The sequence below is a fragment of the Bradyrhizobium sp. BRP20 genome, from assembly GCF_020194215.1.
GTDB lineage: Bacteria > Pseudomonadota > Alphaproteobacteria > Rhizobiales > Xanthobacteraceae > Bradyrhizobium > Bradyrhizobium yuanmingense.
This window is the reverse complement of sequence record NZ_JADYVY010000001.1, coordinates 322746-346424: the sequence shown is the minus strand read 5'-3', so window position 1 is coordinate 346424 and position 23679 is coordinate 322746. Positions and strand designations below refer to the sequence as shown.

General features: G+C 65.0%; 20 protein-coding genes. 2 read left to right on the top strand and 18 right to left on the bottom strand.

All coding sequences use genetic code 11. The features are described 5' to 3' along the window. A complete protein-coding gene (locus I6F33_RS01660; protein WP_035997110.1) occupies window positions 1-1113 on the bottom strand; it encodes an amidohydrolase family protein in 1113 nt (370 codons plus the stop codon). Window positions 1114-1138: 25 nt separating this feature from the next. Next, window positions 1139-2197: an amidohydrolase family protein gene (locus I6F33_RS01655; RefSeq protein ID WP_225140823.1), complete on the bottom strand. Its 1059-nt coding sequence runs from the start codon at window positions 2195-2197 to the stop codon at window positions 1139-1141. A 145-nt stretch (window positions 2198-2342) separates the two neighbouring features. On the opposite strand from I6F33_RS01655, the gene I6F33_RS01650 reads away from it, so the two are divergent. Then, window positions 2343-2825: a CinA family protein gene (locus tag I6F33_RS01650; protein WP_225140821.1), complete on the top strand. Its 483-nt coding sequence runs from the start codon at window positions 2343-2345 to the stop codon at window positions 2823-2825. A 16-nt stretch (window positions 2826-2841) separates the two neighbouring features. Here I6F33_RS01650 and I6F33_RS01645 read toward each other — a convergent pair whose 3' ends face one another. From I6F33_RS01645 to I6F33_RS01590, 12 genes are all read right to left on the bottom strand, one after another. Next, entirely contained in the window at window positions 2842-3150 is a 309-nt protein-coding gene (locus I6F33_RS01645) for a DUF1488 family protein (RefSeq protein WP_225137591.1), read from the bottom strand. A gap of 46 nt (window positions 3151-3196) precedes the next feature. Then, entirely contained in the window at window positions 3197-4666 is a 1470-nt protein-coding gene (locus I6F33_RS01640) for an AMP nucleosidase (protein ID WP_074447674.1), read from the bottom strand. A gap of 168 nt (window positions 4667-4834) precedes the next feature. After that, window positions 4835-6166, bottom strand: coding sequence for an HlyD family type I secretion periplasmic adaptor subunit (locus tag I6F33_RS01635; RefSeq protein ID WP_225140819.1), 1332 nt, complete (start codon window positions 6164-6166; stop codon window positions 4835-4837). A 10-nt stretch (window positions 6167-6176) separates the two neighbouring features. After that, a complete protein-coding gene (locus I6F33_RS01630) occupies window positions 6177-7925 on the bottom strand; it encodes a type I secretion system permease/ATPase (protein WP_035997082.1) in 1749 nt (582 codons plus the stop codon). 254 nt (window positions 7926-8179) lie between these two features. Further along, window positions 8180-8449: a GlsB/YeaQ/YmgE family stress response membrane protein gene (locus I6F33_RS01625; protein WP_035997080.1), complete on the bottom strand. Its 270-nt coding sequence runs from the start codon at window positions 8447-8449 to the stop codon at window positions 8180-8182. Window positions 8450-8551: 102 nt separating this feature from the next. Then, window positions 8552-9529: an ABC transporter ATP-binding protein gene (locus I6F33_RS01620; protein ID WP_225140817.1), complete on the bottom strand. Its 978-nt coding sequence runs from the start codon at window positions 9527-9529 to the stop codon at window positions 8552-8554. Further along, on the bottom strand, window positions 9526-10941 hold the full coding sequence (locus I6F33_RS01615; RefSeq protein ID WP_225140815.1) for an amidase: 1416 nt from the start codon (window positions 10939-10941) through the stop codon (window positions 9526-9528). The genes I6F33_RS01620 and I6F33_RS01615 overlap by 4 nt, the downstream gene beginning before the upstream one ends. Continuing rightward, window positions 10938-11135: a hypothetical protein gene (locus tag I6F33_RS01610; RefSeq protein ID WP_109142275.1), complete on the bottom strand. Its 198-nt coding sequence runs from the start codon at window positions 11133-11135 to the stop codon at window positions 10938-10940. Before I6F33_RS01610 ends, I6F33_RS01615 begins: the two co-directional genes overlap by 4 nt. After that, window positions 11132-12193 (bottom strand): ABC transporter ATP-binding protein, encoded by a 1062-nt coding sequence (locus I6F33_RS01605; protein ID WP_192893058.1) that lies wholly within the window; start codon window positions 12191-12193, stop codon window positions 11132-11134. The genes I6F33_RS01610 and I6F33_RS01605 overlap by 4 nt, the downstream gene beginning before the upstream one ends. A 3-nt stretch (window positions 12194-12196) precedes the next feature. Further along, window positions 12197-13102 (bottom strand): ABC transporter permease, encoded by a 906-nt coding sequence (locus I6F33_RS01600; RefSeq protein ID WP_035997066.1) that lies wholly within the window; start codon window positions 13100-13102, stop codon window positions 12197-12199. 3 nt (window positions 13103-13105) lie between these two features. Then, window positions 13106-14059, bottom strand: a complete 954-nt coding sequence (locus I6F33_RS01595; RefSeq protein ID WP_074447673.1) for an ABC transporter permease — start codon at window positions 14057-14059, stop codon at window positions 13106-13108. A gap of 195 nt (window positions 14060-14254) precedes the next feature. Continuing rightward, window positions 14255-15916: an ABC transporter substrate-binding protein gene (locus I6F33_RS01590; RefSeq protein ID WP_225140813.1), complete on the bottom strand. Its 1662-nt coding sequence runs from the start codon at window positions 15914-15916 to the stop codon at window positions 14255-14257. A gap of 198 nt (window positions 15917-16114) precedes the next feature. Between I6F33_RS01590 and I6F33_RS01585 the strand changes: the two genes are divergently transcribed. After that, window positions 16115-17710 carry an ABC transporter substrate-binding protein gene (locus I6F33_RS01585; protein ID WP_225140811.1) on the top strand — a complete coding sequence of 532 codons (1596 nt, stop codon included), beginning with the start codon at window positions 16115-16117 and terminating at the stop codon, window positions 17708-17710. A 69-nt stretch (window positions 17711-17779) separates the two neighbouring features. Here I6F33_RS01585 and I6F33_RS01580 read toward each other — a convergent pair whose 3' ends face one another. From I6F33_RS01580 to I6F33_RS01565, 4 genes are all read right to left on the bottom strand, one after another. Next, window positions 17780-19024 (bottom strand): acyl-CoA dehydrogenase, encoded by a 1245-nt coding sequence (locus tag I6F33_RS01580; protein ID WP_225140809.1) that lies wholly within the window; start codon window positions 19022-19024, stop codon window positions 17780-17782. Between the two features lie 127 nt (window positions 19025-19151). After that, a complete protein-coding gene (locus I6F33_RS01575; RefSeq protein WP_225140807.1) occupies window positions 19152-20393 on the bottom strand; it encodes an acyl-CoA dehydrogenase in 1242 nt (413 codons plus the stop codon). A gap of 118 nt (window positions 20394-20511) precedes the next feature. Next, window positions 20512-21639, bottom strand: a complete 1128-nt coding sequence (locus tag I6F33_RS01570; RefSeq protein WP_035997037.1) for an acyl-CoA dehydrogenase family protein — start codon at window positions 21637-21639, stop codon at window positions 20512-20514. A gap of 158 nt (window positions 21640-21797) precedes the next feature. Then, window positions 21798-23669 (bottom strand): AMP-binding protein, encoded by a 1872-nt coding sequence (locus I6F33_RS01565; protein WP_109142271.1) that lies wholly within the window; start codon window positions 23667-23669, stop codon window positions 21798-21800. Between the last annotated feature and the right edge of the window lie 10 nt (window positions 23670-23679).

The following is a 23679-nucleotide window of genomic DNA, read 5'->3' as shown; positions in this document are numbered from 1 at the left end:
TCATGCGGTTATCCCGTACAGCTTCTTTGCGTTGCCGAGATAGAACGCCTCGCGATTGTCCTCGCTGACTCCCGCCGGCAGCACGCGCGACGGCTCGTCATAGTCCCAATGCGGATAATCGGTGGCGAACAAGAGACGATCCCAGCCGATCCATTTGATGACATCGAACAGATCCTCGCGCCTTTCAGGATCTTCCATCGGCTGCGTCGTCCACCACACCTGCTCGCGGATATATTCCGACGGCGGCCGTTTTACATGCGGCACCTCGCTCCTGAGCCGCTGCCAGGCCTTGTCCAGCCGCCACGCCAGTGACGGCGCCCAGCCGAAGCCGGCCTCGATCATCACCATCTTCAATTTCGGGAAGCGCTCGAACACGCCCTCCAAAACCAGGCTCGCAAGCGCCGATTGCTGGCACTGCGAATGCCCGACCATCTCCTCGATGTAATAGGACGGCCAGCCCGAGGGGGTGATCGGATTGCCGCCGAAGCCGAAGGCGTGCACGCCGACGGGAAGGCCGGCTTCTTCCGCGGCCTGATAGATCGGCCAATAGCGACGCTGGCCGAGCGGCTCGACATTGCGGCTGAGCAGCAGCACCTGCACGAAATTCTTGTCCCCGGCGCGCTCGCGGATCTCGGCCGCAGCCGACAGCCCATCCTCATTGCCCACGACGATGGAGGCCTTCAGCCGCTTGTCCTTGCTGGTCCATTTGTCGATCTGCCAATCGTTGATCGCCGAGCACAGAGCGGCCGAGAGCTCGTGATTGCGGATGCCCTGCCCGGTGTTGAGCGGATTGAGCACGCCCAGCTGCACGTTGTTGGGATCGAGCAATTGCTTCTGCATGAAGGCGAGCGAGGAGCCCTGCGGGCCGCCTTCCGGCGGATAGGCATCGCGGCGCGAGGCGTTGGGCTGGGCCTTCGGATAGGGCGGGCCTTCCATCATGCCCTGATAGGCATGGACGCCGTAAACCTCGAGATGGTGCTGCCAGCGTTTGGCGAGGTAGGGGTAGAGCTCGGTGTGGGTCGTACGCGCCGGATGGATGTCGCAGTCCGCGATTGCGGTTTTGACGTTCAGTGGGGAAGCGGCTTCTTGGTTCTCGCGGAACTGGATATTCATCGCCTTGCCTCCTTTGGCAGCGGGCTCATTTCAGGCGGGGATAGGTTGCATGCGGATTGTCGATCATGATCTTGCGCACGAGATCGGGGGACAGACCTTCGGGCAGCGCGTCCTGGCCGTCGAACTGCCAGTGCGGATAGTCCGTGGAGAATAGGACCAATTCGTCGGACTGCATATGATCAAACAGGCGAATTAATGTCTGAGGTTCCGGCGGCGCATCAAATGGCTGTAACGAGAAACGGATGTTGCTGCGCACAATCTCCAGCGGCGCGCGATCGACCCAGGGCGTCTCCATCCGTACCCCGCGCCAGAACTTGTGCAGGCGCCACAGATAGGGCGCGATCCAGGACACGCCGGACTCCAGCATCACCATTTTCAGCCGCGGATATTTGGCGAACACGCCCTCGACGATCAGGCTGGTGAGCTGGGTCTGGAACGCCTGGGCCTGCCCAACATAATCCTCGATGTGATAGGACCCCCAACCCACGGCGGTCGGCGGATTGTGGTAGGCGGAACCGGCATGGATGCCGACCGGGAGTTCCAGACGTTCCGCGGCCTCGTAGATCGGCCACAGCGCGCGCTTGCCGAGCGGCGTATCGCCCATGACAAGCATCAGCACCTGCACGAAGCGCTTGTCCGGTGCACAGCGCTCGATCTCGGCAACCGCTTTCTCGACGCTTTGCGTGGGGATCACGATCGAGCCACGCAGCCGCGCGTCGCGATCGAGCCATTCCTTCGCCAGCCAATCGTTCAGCGCGCGGCAGAAGGCGGCCTGCATGTCTTCCGAAAACACCATCTGAACGCCGTAGAGCGGGTTGCAGATCGCATGCTTGAGCTGGAAGGGATCGAGCACGTGACGCTGCATGGCCTCCAGACTCTCGCCGGGCTTGCCGGTCTCGGGGCGCCAGTCCGGCCGCGCGGTGATCGGCGAGTTCTGCGGATAGGATTGCGAGATAAGGTCGACCATGCCGCGCGTCGTGACCTGATCGCGCCAATAATCGTTCAGGTACGGCAGCAGGCTGGTCAGATGCGGCACGGCCGGATGCACGTCGCAGTCGATGCCACCGGCGATCAGGGATGCCATCACGTCTCCCTTCTCACGTTTCCTCGCATGTCTCTTCTTGTCCCCGCCATTCAAGCAGGCCTGCCCGCCGCCCGCAACTCGGCCAAGCGTCCTGTCATATGCTAGGAAGGCTGAGCTCGGTTGCGAAGGAATGAGGGGTTACGACATGAAAGAGCTCGTCGGCATTGCGGAACAGGTCGCCGCCAAACTGATCGCGCGCAAACAGACCATTGCGGTTGCCGAATCCTCCGCCGGCGGCCTGATCGCGGCCAGCCTGCTCGCGGTGCCCGGCGCATCCGCCTATTTCCTCGGCGGCGCGGTGGTCTATACGCGCGATGCCAGGCGCGTGCTGATGGATATTTCGGACGAAGGAATGAAGGGCTTTCGGTCGTCGTCGGAGCCCTACGCGCAATTGCTGGCCGAGCAGATGCGAACGCGCTTCGACAGCGACTGGGGCCTGTCCGAGACCGGCGCCGCCGGCCCCACCGGCAACCGCTACGGCGATTCGGCGGGCCATAGCTGCATGGCGGTTGCAGGGCCCGCCATGGAGGTGATGACGCTGGAGACGGGGAGCAATGACCGGCTCGGCAACATGCAGATGTTCGCAGCGGCGGCGCTGCGGTTGCTGCTGAGGAAGCTGGAGGGGTGAGAAAGAGGAGCGACAGCTACCGTCCTAAATGCCGCATGAAAATGCGCACCACATAGCCCGGGAATCGTGGTGCCTCGTCGTAGAGATCCGACGCGATCCGCTCGATGGTCTCGCGCAGCGACAGGAATTGCGCCTGCCGTGCGCTGCTTTCGGTGCCCTGCATGCCCGCGAGCTCGTCCATCGCGGCGTCGCTGATCTGGCACTGCACGACCTCGCCGTCGTTCAACATGGTGAAGCGAAAGGCCAGCCGTTCCAGATCATGGCCAATGATCTTGTGGCGCATGAGCGGCATCAAGTCGTCCCGGTCGAGCCCCGCGTCGGACAATGCTGAAAATCGCTGCGCTTGTCAGCAGCAAAGTGCGGCTTCGGCCCTACTGGAACGCCACTTCGGCAAAGCTGCGGAGCTTGCGCGAATGCAGCCGTTCCGATTCCTGCTGCTTGAGCCGCTCCAGCGCCTTCAGGCCGATCTCAAGGTGCTGGCCGACGCGGCGGCGGTAGAACTCGCTGGCCATGCCCGCGAGCTTGATCTCGCCATGCAGCGGCTTGTCGGAGACACACAGCAGCGTGCCGTAGGGAACGCGGAAGCGGTAGCCATTGGCGGCGATGGCGGCCGATTCCATGTCGAGCGCGACCGCGCGCGATTGCGACAGCCGGCGGATCACCTCAGGCCCGGAAATTTCCCAATTGCGGTTGTCGACGCTCGCGACCGTGCCGGTGCGCATCAGGCGCTTGAGCTCGAAGCCTTCGAGCCCGGTGACGTCCTCGACCGCCTCCTCGAGCGCGACCTGCATCTCGGCCAGCGCTGGGATCGGCACCCACAGCGGCAGCTCGCGATCGAGCACGTGATCCTCGCGCACATAGCCGTGCGCGAGCACGTAATCGCCGAGCCGCTGCGTGTTGCGCAGGCCGGCGCAATGGCCGAGCATCAGCCAGGCATGCGGCCGCAGCACCGCGACGTGGTCGGTGACGTTGCGCGCATTGGACGGACCGGTGCCGATGTTGATCAACGTGATGCCGCGATAGCCAGGTGCGACCAGATGGAAGGCCGGCATCTGCGGTGCGCGAGCCGGCGCGGTGCCGCTGATCGCGCCGCCGCTGTTCGTGATCACGTTGCCGGGCGCGACGAAAGCTTCGAGCCCGGCTTCGCCGGACTGCAGCCGCTGCTGGCACGCTTGCGCGAAGGCATCGACATAGAACTGGTAGTTGGTGAAGATCACGAAGTTCTGGAAATATTCGGGATCGGTGCCGGTGTAGTGATAAAGCCGGCGCAACGAGTAATCGACGCGGGCGGCGCGGAACAGGGACAGCGGCTCCGGCGTATCAGGCTGGAGCTCGAAAGTGCCGTCGGCGATCGAATCGTCCATGGTCGCGAGAACGGGCACGTCGAACGCATCGCGCAGCGAGCGTGTCACGGGCGAATTCTCGCTGGTGGTGATCGCGGCTTCGATATTGATGTCGCGCCGATAGGCGAAGTGGATCGGGATCGGCTCGGCGGACTCGCCGATCTCGACGGGCACGCCGTGGTTCTGGATCAAGAGGCCGATCTGCTCGGTGAAATAGCTGCGGAACAGATCCGGCCGCGTCACGCTGGTTTCATGCACGCCGGGTCCGGCGACGAAGCCGTAAGCAAGGCGCGAATCCAGCCGCGCATGCGTCGCAGTGGTGATACGGACGAAGGGATAATAGGCGCGAACCCGCATCGTGATCGCTTCCCCGCCGACATAGGCTTCGAACCGGTCGCGCAGGAATTTCGTGTTGCGCTCGTAGATTTCCTCGAGGCGGGCAACGGCGAGGGACGCGTCGGAGAAGGATGCGGTGGGGATGGAGGGAGGAGATTGCATGGTTCGACCGCCGGGTGATTGGGCCTAAGTCGAACTATAGCAAAGAAGGCGGTGTTGTAGGGTGGGTTAGCGCAGCGTAACCCACCACTTCCGCATCCTCGGTTAGAGAAGCGGTGGGTTACGGCTTCGCCTAACCCACCCTACGAGACCACGGCGCGCTGTCGTGCGTCACTTCTCGCGGAAGGCGCGCATCAGCTGGTCGTGAAGCGGCTTCATCAGATAGGACAGCATCGTGCGGTCGCCGGTTTGGACGAAGGCTTCCACCGGCATGCCGGGGATCATCTTGACGTCGCCGAGCCTGGCGATCTCTTCCGGCGGCATCGAGACGCGGATGGTGTAGTAGCCTTGGCCGGTGCGCTGGTCGGTGGTGACGTCGGGCGAGACGCGGCTGACGACACCGTTGAGCTCGGGCGTGGTGCGCTGGTTGAACGCGGACAGGCGCAGCAGCGTCTTCTGGCCGATCTGGAGCTTGTCGATGTCGACCGGATTGACCTTGGCCTCGACCTGGAGATCGTCGGTCTGCGGCACGATCAGCATCAAGGTATCGCCGGCCGTGACGACGCCGCCGATCGTGTGCACCGTCGATTGCAGCACCATGCCATCCTGCGGCGCGCGGATGCCGACGCGGCGGAGCTGGTCTTCGGCCGCGACCTTGCGCTCGATCAGCTCGCCGATCTTGTCGTTGGTTTCGCGCAGGTCCTTGGAGACCTCGCTGACCACGTCCTTGTCGATCTGGATGATCTGGAGCTCGGTCTCGGTGATCTTGCCCTTGGCCTGGGCGCGCGCGGCGATGTACTGCGCGCGCTCGCCGTTGAGGCGGGCCGAGTCGCGCTCGAGCTGGGTCAGGCGCGAGATCTGCACAAGACGCTTCTCGTAGAGCTCACGCACGCCGGTGAGCTCGTTCAGCACCAGCGCGATCTCCTGGTCCTTGGCTTTTTCCTGGGCGCTGAGACCGGCGATCTCCTCGTTGAGCTGCGTGATGCGTTCGCGGAGCTGCGCCTTCTGCCCGGTGCGGCCATTGACGCGGACCTCGAACAGCTTGGTCTCGGCCGCAAGCAGCGCCTTGACGTCGGGATCGCCCGCCCGCTCGATGAGGCCTTGCGGGAACTCGATTCGGTCGAGGCCGCGCTGCTCGGCCTGCAATCGCGCCGCACGCACCTGCGCCGCATCGAGGTTCTTGGTGACGATGGCAAGATTGGCCTTGGTGACGGTGTCGTCGAGCCGCACCACGATGTCGCCGGACTTGACCAGGTCGCCGTCGCGGGCGCGCACCTCGCCGACCACGCCGCCGGTCGGATGCTGCACCTTCTTGACGTTGGATTCGACCACGATCTGGCCCGGCGCAATCAGCGCGCCCGAGATCAGGACGGTCGAGGCCCAGCCGCCGAGGCCGACGACCAGGACCAGCACGATCACAAGGCCGAGCATCAGGTGGAACCTGATGGAGTCGCGGACGGTCTTCGCGGCCGCCTTGGTGCCGCCGATGGCCAACGTGCTCATGGCTTCGTGCTCATGGTTTGGCCACTCCGCCTTCGCTGACGATCTTGATCGGCGCCGGCGGCGTCACGCGCGGCTGCAGCACCTGGGCGAGCACCTGCTCCTTCGGCCCAAAGGCCTGCATGCGACCGTCGCGCAGCACCAGGATCTGGTCGACCGCCTCGACGCCGATCGGGCGGTGCGCCACCACGACGACGATGGCACCGCGCTCGCGCGCCGAGCGGACGGCGCGGGTCAGCGCCTCGTCGCCTTCGGTGTCGAGATTGGAATTGGGCTCGTCGAGCACGATCAGGAAGGGGTTGCCGTAGAGCGCGCGCGCCAGCGCCACGCGCTGGGCCTGACCTGCGGAAAGCGCGGCGCCCTGCTCGCCGACTTGGGTGTTGTAGCCCTCGCGCATCTTGATGATCATCTCGTGCACGCCGGCCTCCTTGGCCGCGGCGATGATCGCCTCGGAGGTGGCCTCGGGATCGAACCGGCTGATGTTCTGCGCGATGGTGCCGCCGAACAATTCGACGTCCTGCGGCAGATAGCCGATATGGCGGCCGAGCGCGTCGCTCGTCCATTGATCGAGCGCCGCGCCGTCGAGCCGCACCTTGCCGCGCACCGGCTGCCAGACCCCGACCAGCGCGCGGATCAGCGACGACTTGCCGGAACCGCTCGGGCCGATCACGCCGAGGCCGTTGCCGGCGGCGAGCGCGAAGGTGACATCCTGCACCACGAGACGCTGATCGCCGGGCGGCACCATGGCGACGCCCTCGACCGAGAGCCGGCTGGTCGGCGCCTGCAGCTGGGTTGGCATCGCCTGCGCCGGCATCTGCTCCAACAGGCGCGTCAGCCGCTGCCAGCTCTGGCGCGCCGCGACGAAGGATTTCCAATGCGCGATGGCGAGATCGACCGGCGCGAGCGCGCGGGCGGACAGGATCGAGCCGGCGATGATGATGCCGGCCGTCGCCTCCTGGTGGATGACGAGATAGGCGCCGACCGCGAGCACGGCCGATTGCAGCATCATCCGCAGCACCTTTGCGACCGCGCCGAGACCACCGGCGACGTCGCTCGCCCGCTGATTGCCGGCGAGGTATTTTTCGTTGGCCTCGCTCCAGCGCTGGTTCATCCGGCCGGCCATCCCCATCGACACCATCACTTCGGCGTTGCGGCGGCTGGCCTGGGCGAGATCGTTGCGCTGGGCGGCGAGGCCCATCGCTTCCTTCGCCGGCTGGCGGGACATGAACTCGGTGACCAGCGTCAGCCCGACCAGGATGATGGCACCGACCAGCGCGGTGACGCCGATCAGGACATGGAAGGCGAAGCAGATGGCGAGATAGAGCGGCAGCCAGGGCAGGTCGAAGAATGCGCTGGGGCCCATGCTGCCGAGGAAGGAGCGGACATTGTCGAGATCGCGCAGCGGCTGCAGGCCCTCGTTGCGGCTGCCGACCAGCAGCGGCAGGCGCACGATGGTGTCGAACACGCGCTTATTGAGGGCCTCGTCGAGCGCGGTGCCGATCCGCCCCAGGATGCGGTTGCGGATCATGTCCAGCACGCCCTGCGCCATGTAGAGGAAGCTGGCGAGGATGATCAGGCCGACCAGGGTGGGGATGCTGCGGCTCGGCAGCACCCGGTCATAGACCTCCAGCATGAAGATCGACCCGGTCAGATAGAGCAGGTTGATCATGCAGCTCATCAGGCCGACGCCGATGAAGGCCGTGCGACAAGCGCGCAAGGCGTCACCGAGCTCCGAACGGCGGACGCCAGGGATGGCTGCCATCAGTCTGATCTCTTTCGGCTAACGGGCAAAGCCCTGATTTCAAAGGCGATTCAAGGAGTACTCGCCTTGGATTAACATCTGTTTTCCGGCCGTCCAACGCGGTCGAATTTAATCCGAGGCCTCATGGGCCACATCTACCCCCGATAGCCTTCCGCGCAAGTCCGGAATTCCACAGGCTTGCGGCTTTTTCTTGCAGGCTTTCAGCCGCTTCCGCGAAAAGCGCGGCTCAAGTTCCGCTCAGCCGAATGCAGAGGCTAGAGCCGGCCCCCGCCGCGCACCAGGCGTACCACCAGCAGCAGGATGACCGCTCCGATGGCAGAATAGACAATCTGGGAGATCAAGCCGGTGCCGAGGCGGATGCCGAGCTTTGGAAACAGCAGGCTCGCCACCAGCGCACCGCAGATGCCGATCACGATGTCGCCGATCAGGCCGAACCCGGCGCCCCGCACGATCTTGCCGGCGAGCCAACCGGCGACGAGACCGACGAACAGGATGACGAGAAGGCCTTCGTTGGAAATGTACATCCGTGAGGTCCCTCTCCGTGAAAGGCGCCATGGAACGGGAACCGGAATGAACGGGGTGTGAATGCTGGAAAGGCTCGCACAGCCCGGTTCAACTCATCCGAACTATGACAGCACGGTGGCCGGCTCCGCCAGGACGCATCTGGCGGCCCGACCCGGCCCGACCGCGACATTTCCGGGCAATTGCTCCAGGCAGCGCGGCTCGGCGAGCTTGCAGCGGGGAGCGAAGGAGCAATTGTGCGGCTTCTCGGCCAGCGACGGCGGCGTGCCGGGGATGGTCTCCAGCCGCTGTGCGCGCTTGGCACCGTGGATGGTGGAGGCGAGCAGGCCCTTGGCATAGGGATGCACCGGCGAGCGGACGATGTCGCGCAAGGTCCCCTGCTCCACGATCTGACCGGCATACATCACCGCGACGCGATCGCAGATCTCGATGGCGACGCCGATGTCGTGGGTGACGAAGATGACGGACATGCCGAACTCGCGCTGCAGCTCGCGCAGCAAGAGCAGAATCTGGATTTGCACGGTGGCATCGAGCGCCGTGGTCGGCTCGTCCGCCAGCAGGATTTTTGGCCGGCAGGCCAGCGCCAGCGCGATCATGGCGCGCTGGCGCATGCCGCCCGACATTTCGTGCGGATAGGCATCCAGCCGGCGCTTGGCCGAGGGAATACGCACGACCTCGAGCATCTCCAGCGCCCGCGCACGCCCTTCCGCAAAACTCTTGCCTTCGTGGCGCACCACGCTTTCGGCGATTTGCGCGCCGATCGTGTAGACCGGATCGAGCGCAAGCGCCGGCTCCTGGAAGATCATCGAGACGGTCTGGCCGCGGAACGACGACAGCTGCTCGTCGTTCATGGCCAGCACGTCCTGTCCCATGACGTTGACCGTGCCCGAAATCTGCGTGCGCTTCTTTGGCAACAGCCGCATCAAGGCACGCAAGGTCACGCTCTTGCCCGAACCGGATTCGCCGAGCAGGCCGAGCACCTCGCTATTGCCGAGCGAGAGACTGAGATCGTTCACGGCATAGACCGTGCGCTCGCCGGTGAAGCGGATGTTGAGGCCTGAGATCTCGACGAGGTTTGTCATGACGGCAGCTTCGGCAATCGGTCGTGATAGTCGGTGATGCGCTGGAACGCGGCGCCAATGGTCAGCAGGGTGGCTTCGTCGAAGGAGCGGCCGATCAGCTGCATGCCGACCGGCAGGCCGGTCGTGGTGAAGCCCGAAGGAATGGTCAGTGACGGCAAGCCCAGGAAATTCACCGGGCGGGTGAACAGCGTCAGCCGCTGCAACAGCGCCGGCGCGTTCGGGCCGCCGCCGACGTCGCTCTCCTCGATCGTCGGCGCCGGCACCGGGGACGCCGGCGCGATCACCGCATCGACGCCTGCCGTCGCGGCATTGTGGGCCGCGAGCGCCGACCCGCGCCAACGCATCGCTTCGAGATAGGTGATGGCGGGAATGGCGAGGCCGTTCTGAAGCCGCATCAAGACCTGCGGGCCATAGTCCTGCGGACGCTCGATCATCCAGCGCTTGTGGAAGGCGGCAGCTTCCGCGGCGAGCACGAGCTGGCTGGCCGAGGACAATTGCCGCTGGTCCGGCAGCTCGACCTTGACGATGTCGGCGCCCTCGCGCTTGAGCACCGCGATGGTCTCGTCCAGCACGCGCGCGACCTCGCTGTCGAGATCGTCGACATAGAACGAGGCGGGCACGCCGATCTTGAGCCCCCTCAGCGAAGCCTTGGTGGCTGCGACGTAGTCCGCGAGCGGCTCGTGGCTGCAGGTCGAATCGGCGGGATCGGGACCGGCCATCAGCGCCAGCAAGAGCGCGCAATCCTCGGCGCTGCGGGCCAGCGGGCCGACGGTGTCGAGCGATTGCGACAGCGGCATTGCGCCGGCGCGGCTGACGCGGCCGACCGTGGTCTTGAGCCCCGTGACGCCACAGAAATGCGCGGGCATGCGGATCGAGCCGCCGGTGTCCGAGCCGAGCGCCGCATAAGTCAGGCGCGCGGCCACCGCCGAGCCGGAGCCGGATGAGGAGCCGCCGGTGATATGGGCGACGTTCCAGGGATTGCGCACCGGACCGTAATGAGCGTTGTGGCCTGTCGGGCCATAGGCGAACTCGGCGAGATGCAGCGTGCCGAGCCGGACCTGGCCGGCGTCCTTGAGCCGCTGCAAGGCGGTGGACGTGACGTTCGGCACGAAGTCGCGGCGGATCAGCGAGCCGCAGGTCGCGACGTGGCCGGCATCGTAGTACATGTCCTTGTGCGCGAGCGGGACGCCATGCAGGGGACCGCGGACATTGCCCTTGGCGAGCTCGGCATCGGCGGCATCCGCCGCTTTCAATGCAGCCTCGGCCTCGATCGACATGAAGGCGTTGAGATGCGGCTGCCACTGCGCGATGCGCTGCAGCAGCGCACGCGTCGCCTCGTGCGAGGACACCTGCTTCATCGCGATCGCGCGCGCGACCTCGGTGAGCGTCATCAGAGCGGGCTCACGGCTCATTTGGACACCTTCTGCGTCTGCGCGAGCACGTAAGTTGCGGGCTCCAGATCGAACGGCAGCGTGCCGGCGATCGCGGCGAAGCCTTCGAAGGCGGGGCCGATGGCGTTGGAGATGCGGGTTGCGATCTCGTCGTCCACGGGGACGCCGGCGATATGCGCGATCGGCTTGATCTCTTTCGGTGTCGGTCTCGTCATGCGGTTTCTCCCCTGGGGGCGCGGCTGTGGCCTGAACCCGGTATCGCCATGTAGCACGCGGCCTCGTGACCCATATTATCCAGCGCGGTGAGCTTTGGTGTCGCATTTGCGCAGAGCGGCTCCGCAAACGGGCAGCGGGTGTGGAAGCGGCAGCCGGGGGGCGGATCGATCGGATTGGGCGGATCGCCCGTGATCGGCGGCGTCTCGGTGCGCTTGTCGGGATCCGAAGACGGCATCGCGGCGAGCAGCGCCCGGGTGTAGGGATGCGCCGGGCTGTCCCAGACCTGGTCGACCGGGCCGAGCTCGACGACCTCGCCGAGATACATCACCAGCACGCGGTCCGAGATGTAGCGCACCACGTTGAGGTCGTGGCTGATGAAGAGATAGGTGAGGCCGAATTCGCGCTTGAGATCGGCGAGCAGGTTGAGCACCTGCGCCTCGACGGATTTGTCGAGCGCCGAGACGGCCTCGTCCAGGATCACCAGCCGCGGCGACAGCGCCAGCGCGCGCGCGATGTTGACACGCTGGCGCTGGCCGCCGGAAATCTCGTGCGGATAGCGGTTGGCGAAGTTTTCCGGGCGCAGGCCGACCTTGCCGAGCAGCTCTCGCGCCAGGTTGCGCGCCGCGCCATCGGCCATGCCATGGACCTTTGGACCGAAGGCGACGGATTCCTCGATCGTCAGGCGCGGGTTGAGCGAGGCGTAGGAATCCTGGAACACCATCTGCATGCCGCGGCGCAGCTCGCGCAAGCTTAGCGACTGGCCGACGGTCATGCCGTCATAGATGATGTCGCCGTCATCGCGCGGCATCAGGTGCATCAGCAGCCGCGCGGTCGTGGACTTGCCGCAGCCGGACTCGCCGACGATGCCGACCGTCTCGCCCTTGGCGACAGAGAAGGAGACATTGTCGACGGCACGCACCGTGCGCTTGGCGGCGAACAGGCCGCCGCGCACCGGGAAATGCTTGGTCAGGCCGTTGACCTGCAGCAGCGGCTGCGCGAGCCCACCGCGGTCCTCGACCGGCTCCAGCATTTCGACGGAGGTATTGGTTTCGCTCATGGCCTAGTTCCTGATGTCCATGGCGCTACGCAGGCCGTCCGAGAGCAGATTGAAGCAGATCGAGACCGCGAAGATCATCGCGCCCGGCAAGGCTGCGACCCAGGGATTGACGTAGATCGCGGTGCGCAGCGTGTTCAGCATCAGGCCCCATTCCGGCTCCGGCGGCTTGGTGCCGAGGCCGAGGAAGGACAGACCGGCCGCCAGGATCATCGAGACCGAGATCAGACTGGTGGCATAGACGAAGATCGCGCCCAGCACGTTGCCGAGGATGTGGACGCGCATGATGGTGAAGGCGCCCGCGCCGGAGGCACGGGCGGCCTCGACGAAGTCCATGTTGCGCACGCCGGTGGTGACGCTCTCGGCGACGCGGGTGATCTGCGGCACGAACACGATGGTCAGCGCCACGATGGAGTTGAGGATGCCGGCGCCGAGCGCGCCAGAGATCGCGATCGCCAGCAGCACCGACGGGAAGGCGTAGAACACGTCCACCGTGCGCATGATCGCGGTGTTGAGCTTGCCGCCGACATAGCCGGCAATGATGCCGAGCGAGGTACCGATGCAGAAGGCCAGGATCACGGGCAGGATGCCGATGACCAGCGACAGGCGCCCGCCATAGATCAGCCGGGCCAGCATGTCGCGGCCGAGCTCGTCGGTGCCGAGCGGATAGCCTGTGGTGCCGATGTGGCGGAGGCGGCGGATCATCGAACCCTTGTAGGGGTCTTCGAGACCGAGCCACGGCGCGAGGATCGCGGACAGGAAGATCAGCAGCAGCACCAGAGCGCAGGCCATGCTGACCTTATCGCGCATGATGCGGCGGCCGACGGTCGCCCAATAACCGCGCGCCTTGGTGGCGGGCGCGGCCTGCAGCGCGGCATCGCTGGCGGTGGCGGACAACGGAAGCTCGCTCATCGGCTAGCCCCGCTTGATGCGCGGGTCGATCGCGGCTTGGGCGATGTCGACCAGGAGATTGAGGAAGACGAAGAACAGCGCCAGGATCAGGATCGTGCCCTGCAGCAGCGGCAGGTCACGCTGGAAGATCGCCGAGTTGAGCAGGAAGCCCGAGCCAGGCCAGGAGAACACGGTCTCGATCAGGATCGAGCCGCCGAGCATGTAGCCGAGCTGAAGCCCCATCACCGCGAGCGCGGTGGGCGCGGCATTCTTGATGACGTGGCGGAACACGCCGGTTTCGCGCAGGCCCTTTGCACGCAAAGCCTCGACGAAGTCCTGCGAGAGAATGTCGCCAGTGAGCGCGCGCACCGTGCGGGTGACGATGCCCATCGGGATCACCGACGTCGTGATCGCCGGCAGCACGAGATATTTGAGGTGCGCCCAATCCCAGGCCCAGGAATTGGAGCCGCTGGGGCCGGCGCCGACCGCGGGCAGCCAGTTCAGCTGGACCGAGAAAATGATGACGAGCAGCATGCCGAGCCAGTAATGCGGCACCGAGACGCCGGCGATGGCAAAGGAGGTCGCGACCTTGTCGACCCAGGTCTCGCGGAAATAGCCGGCGATCAGGCCGAGCAGGACGCCCATGGTGAAGCCGATGATGGCGGCGGCAATCGCGAGCGTGACGGTGTTGCCGACCGCGCGCATCACCTCGGCCAGCACCGGACGCCCCGTCGCGATGGAATTGCCGAGATCGCCGTGAAGGGCACGCAACAGCCACAGGCCGAACTGCACCGGCAGCGGCCGGTCGAAGCCGTAGGCGGCGCGCAGCTGCGCGGCGAGCTCCTGCGACGCATCGGCCGGCAGCACGGCGACCAGCGGATCGCCCGGCGTGATGTGCACGAGCAAGAAGCACACCAGCGCGACGCTGATGACGATCGGGACGACGTAGACAATGCGTCTGGCGGTATAGGCGAGCACTGGTCTTCTTTCTTCCTTCTCCCCTTGCGGGAGAAGGTGGCGCGCAAGCGCCGGATGAGGGGTTCGGTCCGCGGTTACAGCATTATCAAATGGAGGAAGGATCACTCGCGGAGAGAGACCCCTCACCCGGCTTCGCTATCCGCGAAGCCACCCTCTCCCGCAAGGGGAGAGGGTGCACTGTGCGTGTGGCGCGAATTACTGCGCGATCGACACCGGCGAGAAGTCGATGAACCAGCTCTTCGGTTGCACGACGCCTGTCACCTTCGGGCTCATGGCGCGCGGGCCGACGTCGTGGGCGACGTAGAGGAAGGCGGCGTCATCGACGGAGGCTGCGTGCAATTCGGCGAGTGCGGCGTCGCGCGCGGCGGGATCGAAGGTCTGGCGCGCCTTCTTCACCAGCTCGTCGAATTTGGGGTTGTTGATGAAGCCCCAATTGTTCGAGACCGGCGGCGCCATGCCCGACTGCAGGAAGCGCACCAGCGCGAAGAACGGGTCCATCGCCGCGTAGGTGACGTTGGTCGCGTGCGAGCCGTTGGCGCTGGGATCCTTGGCGCCGCGGCGCCAGTTGGTGAACAGCGTATTCCATTCGATGACGTCGAGCTGCACATCGAAATAGCATTCGGCCAGCGCCTGCTGGAGATACTCGTTCATCGGCAAGGGCTGCATCTGGCCCGAGCCGGACGCCGACGTCTGCGTCTTCACGGTCAGCTTCTTGTTGGGACCGTAGCCGGCCTCCTGCATCAGCTTTTGCGCAGCCGCCTTGTCGTACTTGATCTGGAAGGTGGGATTGCCGCGCCAGGGGTGGCCGGGCTCGAAGGTGCCGGACGCCGGCACCATCAGCCCCGCGAGCAGACCGTCCCTGAGGCCTTCGCGGTCGACGCAGAGGTTCGCGGCCTTGCGCACCCGGATGTCGTTCCAGGGCGAGCCCTCGACGCGCGAGAACTGCCACGGCCAGACGTGCGGCTGCTCGTTGGAGTAGAGCTTGAAGCCGCGCTGCTTGAGCTCGGGCAGCGCGTCCGGTGCCGGCGCCTCGACCCAATCGACCTGGCCGGACAGCAGTGCCGCGGTGCGCGCGTTGGCTTCCGGCATCGGCAGCAGCACCATCTTGTCGACCTTGGGCACGCGCGCCTTGTTCCAATAGTCCGGGTTCTTGACCAGCTCGAGCCGCTCGCGCGGCGTAAAGCTCGCCATCTTCCACGGGCCGGTGCCCGAGGCGCTCCTGGCGAAGGCGGTCCATGCGGCTTGCGACTTCGCCTTGGCGTCGGCGCCTTCGGCTTTGTCGTAGAAGGACTGCCACTTCGCCGGGCTTGCCATGAACAGATTGGTGAGGTTGATCGGCAGGAAGCTGTCGGGCTCCTTGGTGGTGAGCTCGACGGTCATGTCGTCGATCTTCTTCGCGGAGGCCAGCGTCGGCATGCGCGAGGCCGTGACGCCGACCTGGCTGGCGTCGAATTGCGGCGCATCCTGCTTCAGCACCTTCTCGACGTTCCACACCACCGCGTCGGCGTTGAACGGCGAGCCGTCATGGAAGGTGACGCCGGGGCGCAGCTTGAAGACCCATTTGGTCTTGTCGGCATCGTCGACCTTCCACTCGGTGGCAAGGCCGGGGATCACCACGCTCGCCTTGTCGGCAGAGGACAGGTCCCAGCTGGTCAGCGCATCGTACATGGTGAGGCCGGTGAAGCGGTTGCCCTCGAAACCTTGATCGGGCTGGCCGAGCGTGCGCGGAATATCGGCAGCAGTCATGCCGATGCGCAGCACAGTTTCGGCAGCCGCCACCCGCGGCCATGCGGCTGCGCTGCCAAGCGCCAACAGCGCGATCAGCGCCGCCCGTGTGTTGTTGTTCTTGATAAACATCGCCTCAGTCCCTTTCCGGCTTCCGATGATTAATTTTGATGCAATCGTATGCAATGGCTATGCCAAGGGAAAACTTTTTCTGCGATTTGCCCCTGCGACGACAAGTCCTTGTGATGACGCACGGGCGAAATCGGCGCGCTGCCTATTCTGGCATCAAGATTGCAGGTTTGGTCCCAGATCCCCCTGGAGCTTTGGGCCATGCGTATTCGTCTATCGACCTGTCTCGCCGTGCTTGCACTGGCGGTGTCCGTAATCACGGCGCACGCCGAAACGGTGGTGCGTTACGGCATCTCGATGGCGGATATTCCACTCACCACTGGCCAGCCCGATCGCGGCGCCGGCGCCTATCAGTTCACGGCCTACACGATCTACGATCCGCTGGTGGCCTGGGAGATGGATGTCGCCGACCGCCCCGGCAAGCTGGTGCCGGGCCTCGCCACCGAATGGAAGGTGGACGACGCCGACAAGACGAAGTGGCACTTCACCCTGCGCAGGGGCGTGAAGTTTCACGACGGCAGCGATTTCAACGCCGATGCGGTAATCTGGAATCTCGACAAGGTGCTCAACGACAAGGCGCCGCAATTCGACAAGCGGCAGAGCGCGCAGGTGAAGACCCGCCTCCCCTCCGTCGCCAGCTACGCCAAGATCGACGACTTCACGGTGGAGATCATCACCAAGACGGTGGATTCCTTCTTCCCCTATCAGATGCTGTGGTTCCTGGTCTCGAGCCCGGCGCAATATGAAAAACTCGGCAAGGACTGGGACAAGTTCGCCAGCCAGCCCTCCGGAACCGGCCCGTTCAAGCTGACGAAGCTGGTGCCGCGCGAGCTCGCCGAGCTCAGCAAAAATCCGGACTACTGGAACAAGAAGCGCATTCCCAAGGCCGACAAGATCGTGCTGGTGCCGATGCCGGAAGCGCTGACGCGCACCAATGCGCTGCTCGCCGGCCAGGTCGACCTGATCGAGACGCCGGCACCGGACGCCGTGCCGCAGCTGAAGGCGGCCGGCATGAAGCTGGTCGACAACGTCACGCCGCATGTGTGGAATTATCACCTCAGCGTGCTGCCGGGCTCGCCCTGGACCGACATCCGCCTGCGCAAGGCGCTGAACCTTGCGATCAACCGCGACGAAGTCGTCGGCCTGATGAACGGCCTCGCCAAGCCTGCCAAGGGCCAGGTCGACCCGTCGAGCCCGTGGTTCGGCAAGCCCAGCTTCGAGCTGAAATATGATCTCGCCGCCGCCAAGAAGCTGGTGGAGGAAGCGGGCTATTCGAAAGCAAAGCCTCTGAAGACCACCTTCATCATCGCGCAAGGCGGCACCGGCCAGATGCTGTCGCTGCCGATGAACGAATTCCTGCAGCAGAGCTTCAAGGAGATCGGCATCGAGATCGACTTCAAGGTGGTCGAGCTGGAGACGCTCTATACGCATTGGCGCAAGGGCGCCGCCGACGAGATGAACGCCGGCATCACCTCCAACAACATCGCCTATGTCACCTCGGATCCGCTCTACGCCATCGTCCGCTTCTTCCATTCGGGCCAGATCGCGCCGGTTGGCGTCAATTGGGGCGGCTACAAGAACCCCAAGGTCGACGCGCTGATCGACGAGGCCAAGCAGACGTTCGACAGCACCAAGCAGGACCAATTGCTGGCGCAGGCGCACGCGCTGATTGTGGACGATGCCACGCTGGTGTGGGTCGTCCACGATACCAATCCGCACGCGCTGTCACCGAAGATCAAGCAGTTCGTGCAGGCGCAGCACTGGTTCCAGGATCTGACGACGATCGGGGTGGAGTGAGCAACACGCAAGGGTGGGCACGGCGCTTTGCGCCTTTGCCCACCCTTGGTGCATGCTCAGCGCGCGCGATCACCGCCCCTTGGTCGGGATCTTGTTGTACGGCACGTCCTTGTCGACGCGGATGTCGCCCGGCAGGCCGAGCACGCGCTCGGCGATGATGTTGCGCAGGATCTCATCGGTGCCGCCGGCGATGCGCATCGAGGGCGAGGACAGCAGCATCTGCTGGAATTGGCCCTGGGCCGTTTCCTCGTCATTTCCGGTGAGAACACCGGCCGCGCCCTGCAGGTCCATGGCGTAAGTCGCGATGTCCTGCAGCATCATGCCCGAGACCAGCTTGCCGATCGAATTCTCCGGGCCCGGTCGCTCGCCTTTCGATAGCGCCGAGATCGTGCGGTAGCTGGTGTATTTCAGTCCGTTCGACTTCGCCGCCCAACTCGCGAGCTTCGAGCGTACGGCGGGATCGTCGATGGCGAGGCCATCCTCCAGCATCAGGTTCGAGCATAGCTCGAACATTTCGGGCACGCCGGTCGCGAGCCGCGCGCCGATCGACATGCGCTCGTTCATCAGCGTGGTCAGCGAGACGTTCCAGCCGTCGCCGACGGCACCCAGCCGCTGGCTGTCGGGGATCACGACATCGGTGAAATAGACCTCGTTGAACTCCTGCATGCCGTTGGCCTGCTTGATCGGACGCACCTCGACGCCGGGGCTCTTCATGTCCAGGAAGAACATCGTGAGACCCTTGTGCTTGGGCACGTTGGGATCGGTGCGCGCGATCAGCAGGCCGTAGTCGGAATAATGGGCGCCCGAGGTCCAGATCTTCTGGCCGTTGACGACCCAAACGTCGCCCCTCTTCTCCGCGCGGGTGCGAAGCCCTGCGACGTCGGAGCCGGCAGACGGTTCGGAGAACAGCTGGCACCAGATCTCCTCGCCCGATGCGAGCTTCGGCAAGTAACGGCGCTTGGCCTCCTCGCTGCCGAACGCCATCACGGTCGGGCCGCACATGCCCTCGCCGATCTGGAACGGCTGCGTCAGCTTGCCGTAGACGCCCTCCTCCTGCTGCCAGATCACCTTCTCAATCGGCGTCGCGCCGCGGCCGCCATACTCCCTGGGCCAGTGCAGGCAGGCCCAATTGCCCTCGAACTTCTTCTTCTGCCAGGCCTTGCCGACATCGACGATGTCGCGATTGGCAAGGCGGATGCGGCCGAGCGAGGACTTCGACAGCTCGGCCTGCAATTCCTTCGGCGCATTGGCCTCGATCCATTTGCGCGCGGTCTCGCGGAATGCGGCTTCCTGCGGGGTGTCGTCGAAATTCATGGCGGACCTCTCAATCCTTGCGCGGTGCGTAGGGTGGGTTAGCCGAAGGCGTAACCCACCACTTCTGTCGAGTATCGTTGCGAACGTGGTGGGTTACGCTTCGCTAACCCACCCTACGAATTCGAAGTCATCTTCCCTTCGTCGGGATCTTGTTGAACGGCACGTCCTTGTCGACGCGGATGTCGCCGGGCAGGCCCAGCACCCGTTCGGCGATGATGTTGCGCATGATCTCGTCGGTGCCGCCCTCGACGCGTGTACCCGGCGCACGCAGCAGCATGGCCTGGAAACGGCCGGCCAGCTCGCCATCCTCGCCGCTGACGATTCCGGACGCGCCCTGCAGATCGAGCGCATAGGTCGCAACGTCCTGGATCATGGAGCCCGCCACCAGCTTGCCGATGGAGTTCTCCGGTCCCGGGCGTTCTCCCCTCGACAGCGCCGAGATCGCGCGCATGCTGGTGTATTTCAGCCCGCTTGCCTTCACCGCCCAGTTCGCCAGCTTGGATCGCACCGCGCGATCCTCGATCGCCGGGCCGTCGTCGAGCATCAGGCTGGAGCAGTACTCGAACAGTTCGGGGAAACCGGTCGATACGGCCGCGCCGATCGCACTGCGCTCGTTCATCAGCGTGGTCAGCGACACGTTCCAGCCGTCACCGACCTCGCCGAGGCGCTGATGGTCGGGGATGCGGACATTGGTGAAATAGACCTCGTTGAAATCCGAGGCACCGCTCGCCTGCTTGATCGGCCGCACCTCGACGCCGGGGCTCTTCATGTCCAGGAAGAACATGGTGAGGCCCTTGTGCTTGGGCACGGTCGGATCGGTGCGCGTGAGCAGGATGCCGTAGTCTGAATAATGTGCACCCGAGGTCCAGATCTTCTGGCCGTTGATGATCCAGTCGTCGCCGTCCTTCTCGGCGCGCGTGCGCAGGCCCGCGACATCCGAGCCGCCGGCGGGCTCGGAGAACAGCTGGCACCAGACCTTCTCGCCGGAGGCGAGCGGCGGCAGATAGGTGCGCTTATGCTCCTCGCGCGCGAACGCCATCATGGTCGGCCCGCACATGCCGTGACCGATGATGAACATGCGGGACAGCTGGCCGAACGGCCCCTCCTCCTGCTGCCAGATCACGCGCTCGATCGGCGAGGCGCCGCGGCCGCCATATTCCTTCGGCCAGTGCAGGCAGGCCCAGCCGGCGTCGGCCTTTTTCTTCTGCCAGGCTTTTGCCACTTCGAGAATGTCAGCGTTCTTGAGCACGGTGCGGCCGAGTGAGAATTTGCGCAGCTCGTCCTCGTATTGCTTGGGCGCGTTCGCACTGATCCAGGCGCGGGCGGTGGCGCGGAACTCGGCTTCCTGCGGGGTGTCGTCGAAGTTCATCTTGGTTCTCTGTTGTCCGTAGGGTGGATTAGCCGGAGGCGTAATCCACCAATTCTGTCGAGCACTGCCGGTCGGTGGTAGGTTACGCCTTCGGCTAACCCACCCTACGCACCTGTCGTTACGCTGCGTTTTTCTTCCGCATCCGATCGATCAGCTGATCTTCCCAATAAGTGAGGCTGCCGAGCCCGAGCGCCATCGCGTTGGCGCGGCGATAGTACATGTGGCAGTCGAATTCCCAGGTGAAGCCCATGCCGCCATGGACCTGGATGTTGTTCTTGGCGCAGTGCTGGAACGCTTGCGTCGCGCTGATGCGCGCGGCGGCGGCGGCTTCCGGCAGTTCGGCCGCATTGGTCGAGAGCGCCCAGGCGCCGTAATAGCTGTTGGAGCGCGCCAGCGTCGCCGAGACGTACATGTCGGCGAGCATGTGCTTGACCGCCTGGAATGAGCCGATCTGCCGGCCGAAGGCGATGCGGTCCAGCGCGTAGTCGCGGCCCATCTCCAGCGCGCGATCGGCGCCGCCGACCTGCTCGAACGCGCACAGCACCGCGGCGCGGTCGAGCACCTGGGTGAGGATGCTCCAGCCGTCGCCCGCAGCTCCGAGCGGCTCGGCTTTGGCGTCCTTGAAGGTGATCTCGGCCTGTCCGCGGGTCGGATCGAGGTTGGTGAGGCTCTTCACATCGACGCCGCCGGCCTTGAGATCGACCAGGAACAGCGAGATGTCATTGTCGCGCCCACTCGATCCCGTGCGCGCGGCGACCACCGCAAAATCGGCAATCGCACCGTCGGCGACCGGCTTCTTGACGCCGTTGAGCACGCCGTTCGCAGCCGTCAGCTTGACGTTCTTCGGCGACGGGTTGCCCTTGCCCTCGAACAGCGCCAGCGTGCCGATGGCCTCGCCGGAAGCAATCGCCGGCAGCCATTTCTTCTTCTGCGCGTCACTGCCGGCGATCAGCAGCGCTTCGGCGGCGAGGTACACGGTCGAGGAAAACGGCACCGGCGCGTTGGCCCGGCCCATTTCTTCCGCGATTACGCACAGCTCAAGATGACCGGCGCCGGCGCCGCCGAACTCCTCGGGAATCGCGACGCCGAGGAAGCCCATCTCGGCGAGGCCTTTCCACAGCTCCTTGTCGTAAGGCGCCTTGCCGTCGAGCACGACACGCACCGCCTTGGGCGAGCATTTCTCGGCGAGGAACTTGCGCGCCTGGTCGCGGAGCTGCTTTTGATCGTCGGAGAAGTCGAAGTTCATGGCGGGCTTACCTCTTATTCGTTGTCATTTATTGCCGTCATTCCGGGGCGCCGCGCAGCGGCGAACCCGGAATCCATTTCGCCACGCATATGCGGCCCGATGGATTCCGGGCTCGCGCTGCGCGCGCCCCGGAATGACGAATGGAGCGAGTGTCGTCTTCATTTCAGCACGATCACATCCTGATCCGGCTTGTCCGCATAGAGCCGCTCCACCAGCGCCGCGCGGCGTTCCAGGCCGGCGCGCTGGTTGATGTAGCCCTTGTCGGTGAGCTCGTTGCCGTCGATCGAGGGCGGCTCGACCATCAGCATCGCGCGCGCGATGATACGGCTGCTGGCCCCTTCGCATTCACGGTTGTGGGCTTCCAGGCCGCGCCTGAAGCAAGCGATCACCTCGGGATGCTTCACAGCATCCGCAAAGCTGAGATCGGGATTGCCGACCAGCTGCCGGCAGGCGTGCAGGTTCGGCCAGGCCAGGAGGCCGATGAAGGGACGGTCCTGCCCCGCGACCAGCGCGTCGTGCACCACGGGCGTGGCGGCCGCGATCGCATCGGTCCGCAGCGAGCCGACATGTACGAATGTGCCCGTGGTGAGCTTGAAGTCCTCCACCACGCGGCCGGCGAAGATGATGCCTTGCACCGGATCGGAATCGTCGACGAAGACGCCGGCATCGCCGATGCAATAAAAACCTTCCTCGTCGAACATCTTCTTCGTCAGCTCAGGCTGGCCGAAATAGCCGGGCGTGACATTGACGCCGCGCAGGCGCAACTCGTATTTCGAGCCGCACGGCACCATCTTCAACTCGACGCCGGGGAACGGCAGGCCGATCAGGCCGACGCGCTCGGTGTCCCAATAGGTGCCGGTCGAGGTCGGCGCGGTCTCGGTCGAACCCCAGCCGGTGTAGAACACGATGCGCTCGCCGGTGGTCTTCACTGCGAGGGCCTGCATGCGCTCGTAGAGATCGTCGGGCAGACGCGCGCCGCCATAGGCCATGATCGAGAGATTCTTGAAGAAGGAACGGCAGAGCGCGTCGTCCTTCTCCATGGCCGCTGCCAGCGCGGCATAGCCGGCCGGCACGTTGGCATAATAGGTCGGCGAGATCTCGCGCAGATTGCGCAGGGTCTCCTCGAACTGGCCCGGCATCGGCCTTCCGTCGTCGATATAGAGCGTGCCGCCGTCGACCAGGATCGGGTGGAACGCGGCATTGCCGCCCATGGTGTGGTTCCAGGGCATCCAGTCCAGCATGGTCGAGATCGGTCCGTTCGGATCGCGCGGCCGCACTTGCATCATCATCGCTGCATTGGCGCACATCATCTCCTGCGTGTTGATGACGGCTTTGGGCATGCCGGTCGAGCCTGATGTGAACAGCAGCTTGCCGACGGTCTGCGGCGTGATCTTCGCGATCGAGGCCTCGACATCGGCCGTGACACGCGTTGCCGCGAGCTCGGCAAAGCTGACGCTCTTGATGCCCTCGCAGGGCCGCGCGACGTGAACCACGGTGACGCCGCTGAGGTCGAGCGCCTTCAGCGCCTTCTCGAAGATCGGTCCGTCCTGCACCATCAGTACCGCCGGCTTGATCAGGTCGAACAGGTACTTGAGCTTGACGTGGTCGTGGCTCATCAACGAGTAGGCCGGCGATACCGGCGCTGCCGGAACGCGCGCCTGCATCGCGGCCTGCGTCATCAGCGCATGCTCGATCGAATTGCCGGAGAGGATCGTGACGGGCCGGCCCTTGAGCTCGAGATTGAGCAGGCCTTGCGTCAGCGCGTCCACGATGCGCTTGGCTTCGCCATAGGACACCTTGCGCCATTCGCGGTTCGGGCCGCCGCGCTGCGCCAGCCAGATGCGCTCGGGTGCTTCCTTGGCCCATTTCGCCAGCGAGGCCGGGATGTGCTTCTCATGAGGCTGCAGCGGAATGCGCGACTTCAGCACCACCGTGCCGTCGCCGCGACGCTCGACGTCGATGTCGCGCGCGAGCCACTGCACCTTGCGAAAGGCGGGCTTCGTCATCACTGCCGCCGCGCTTCCACTCATTTTGCGTCTC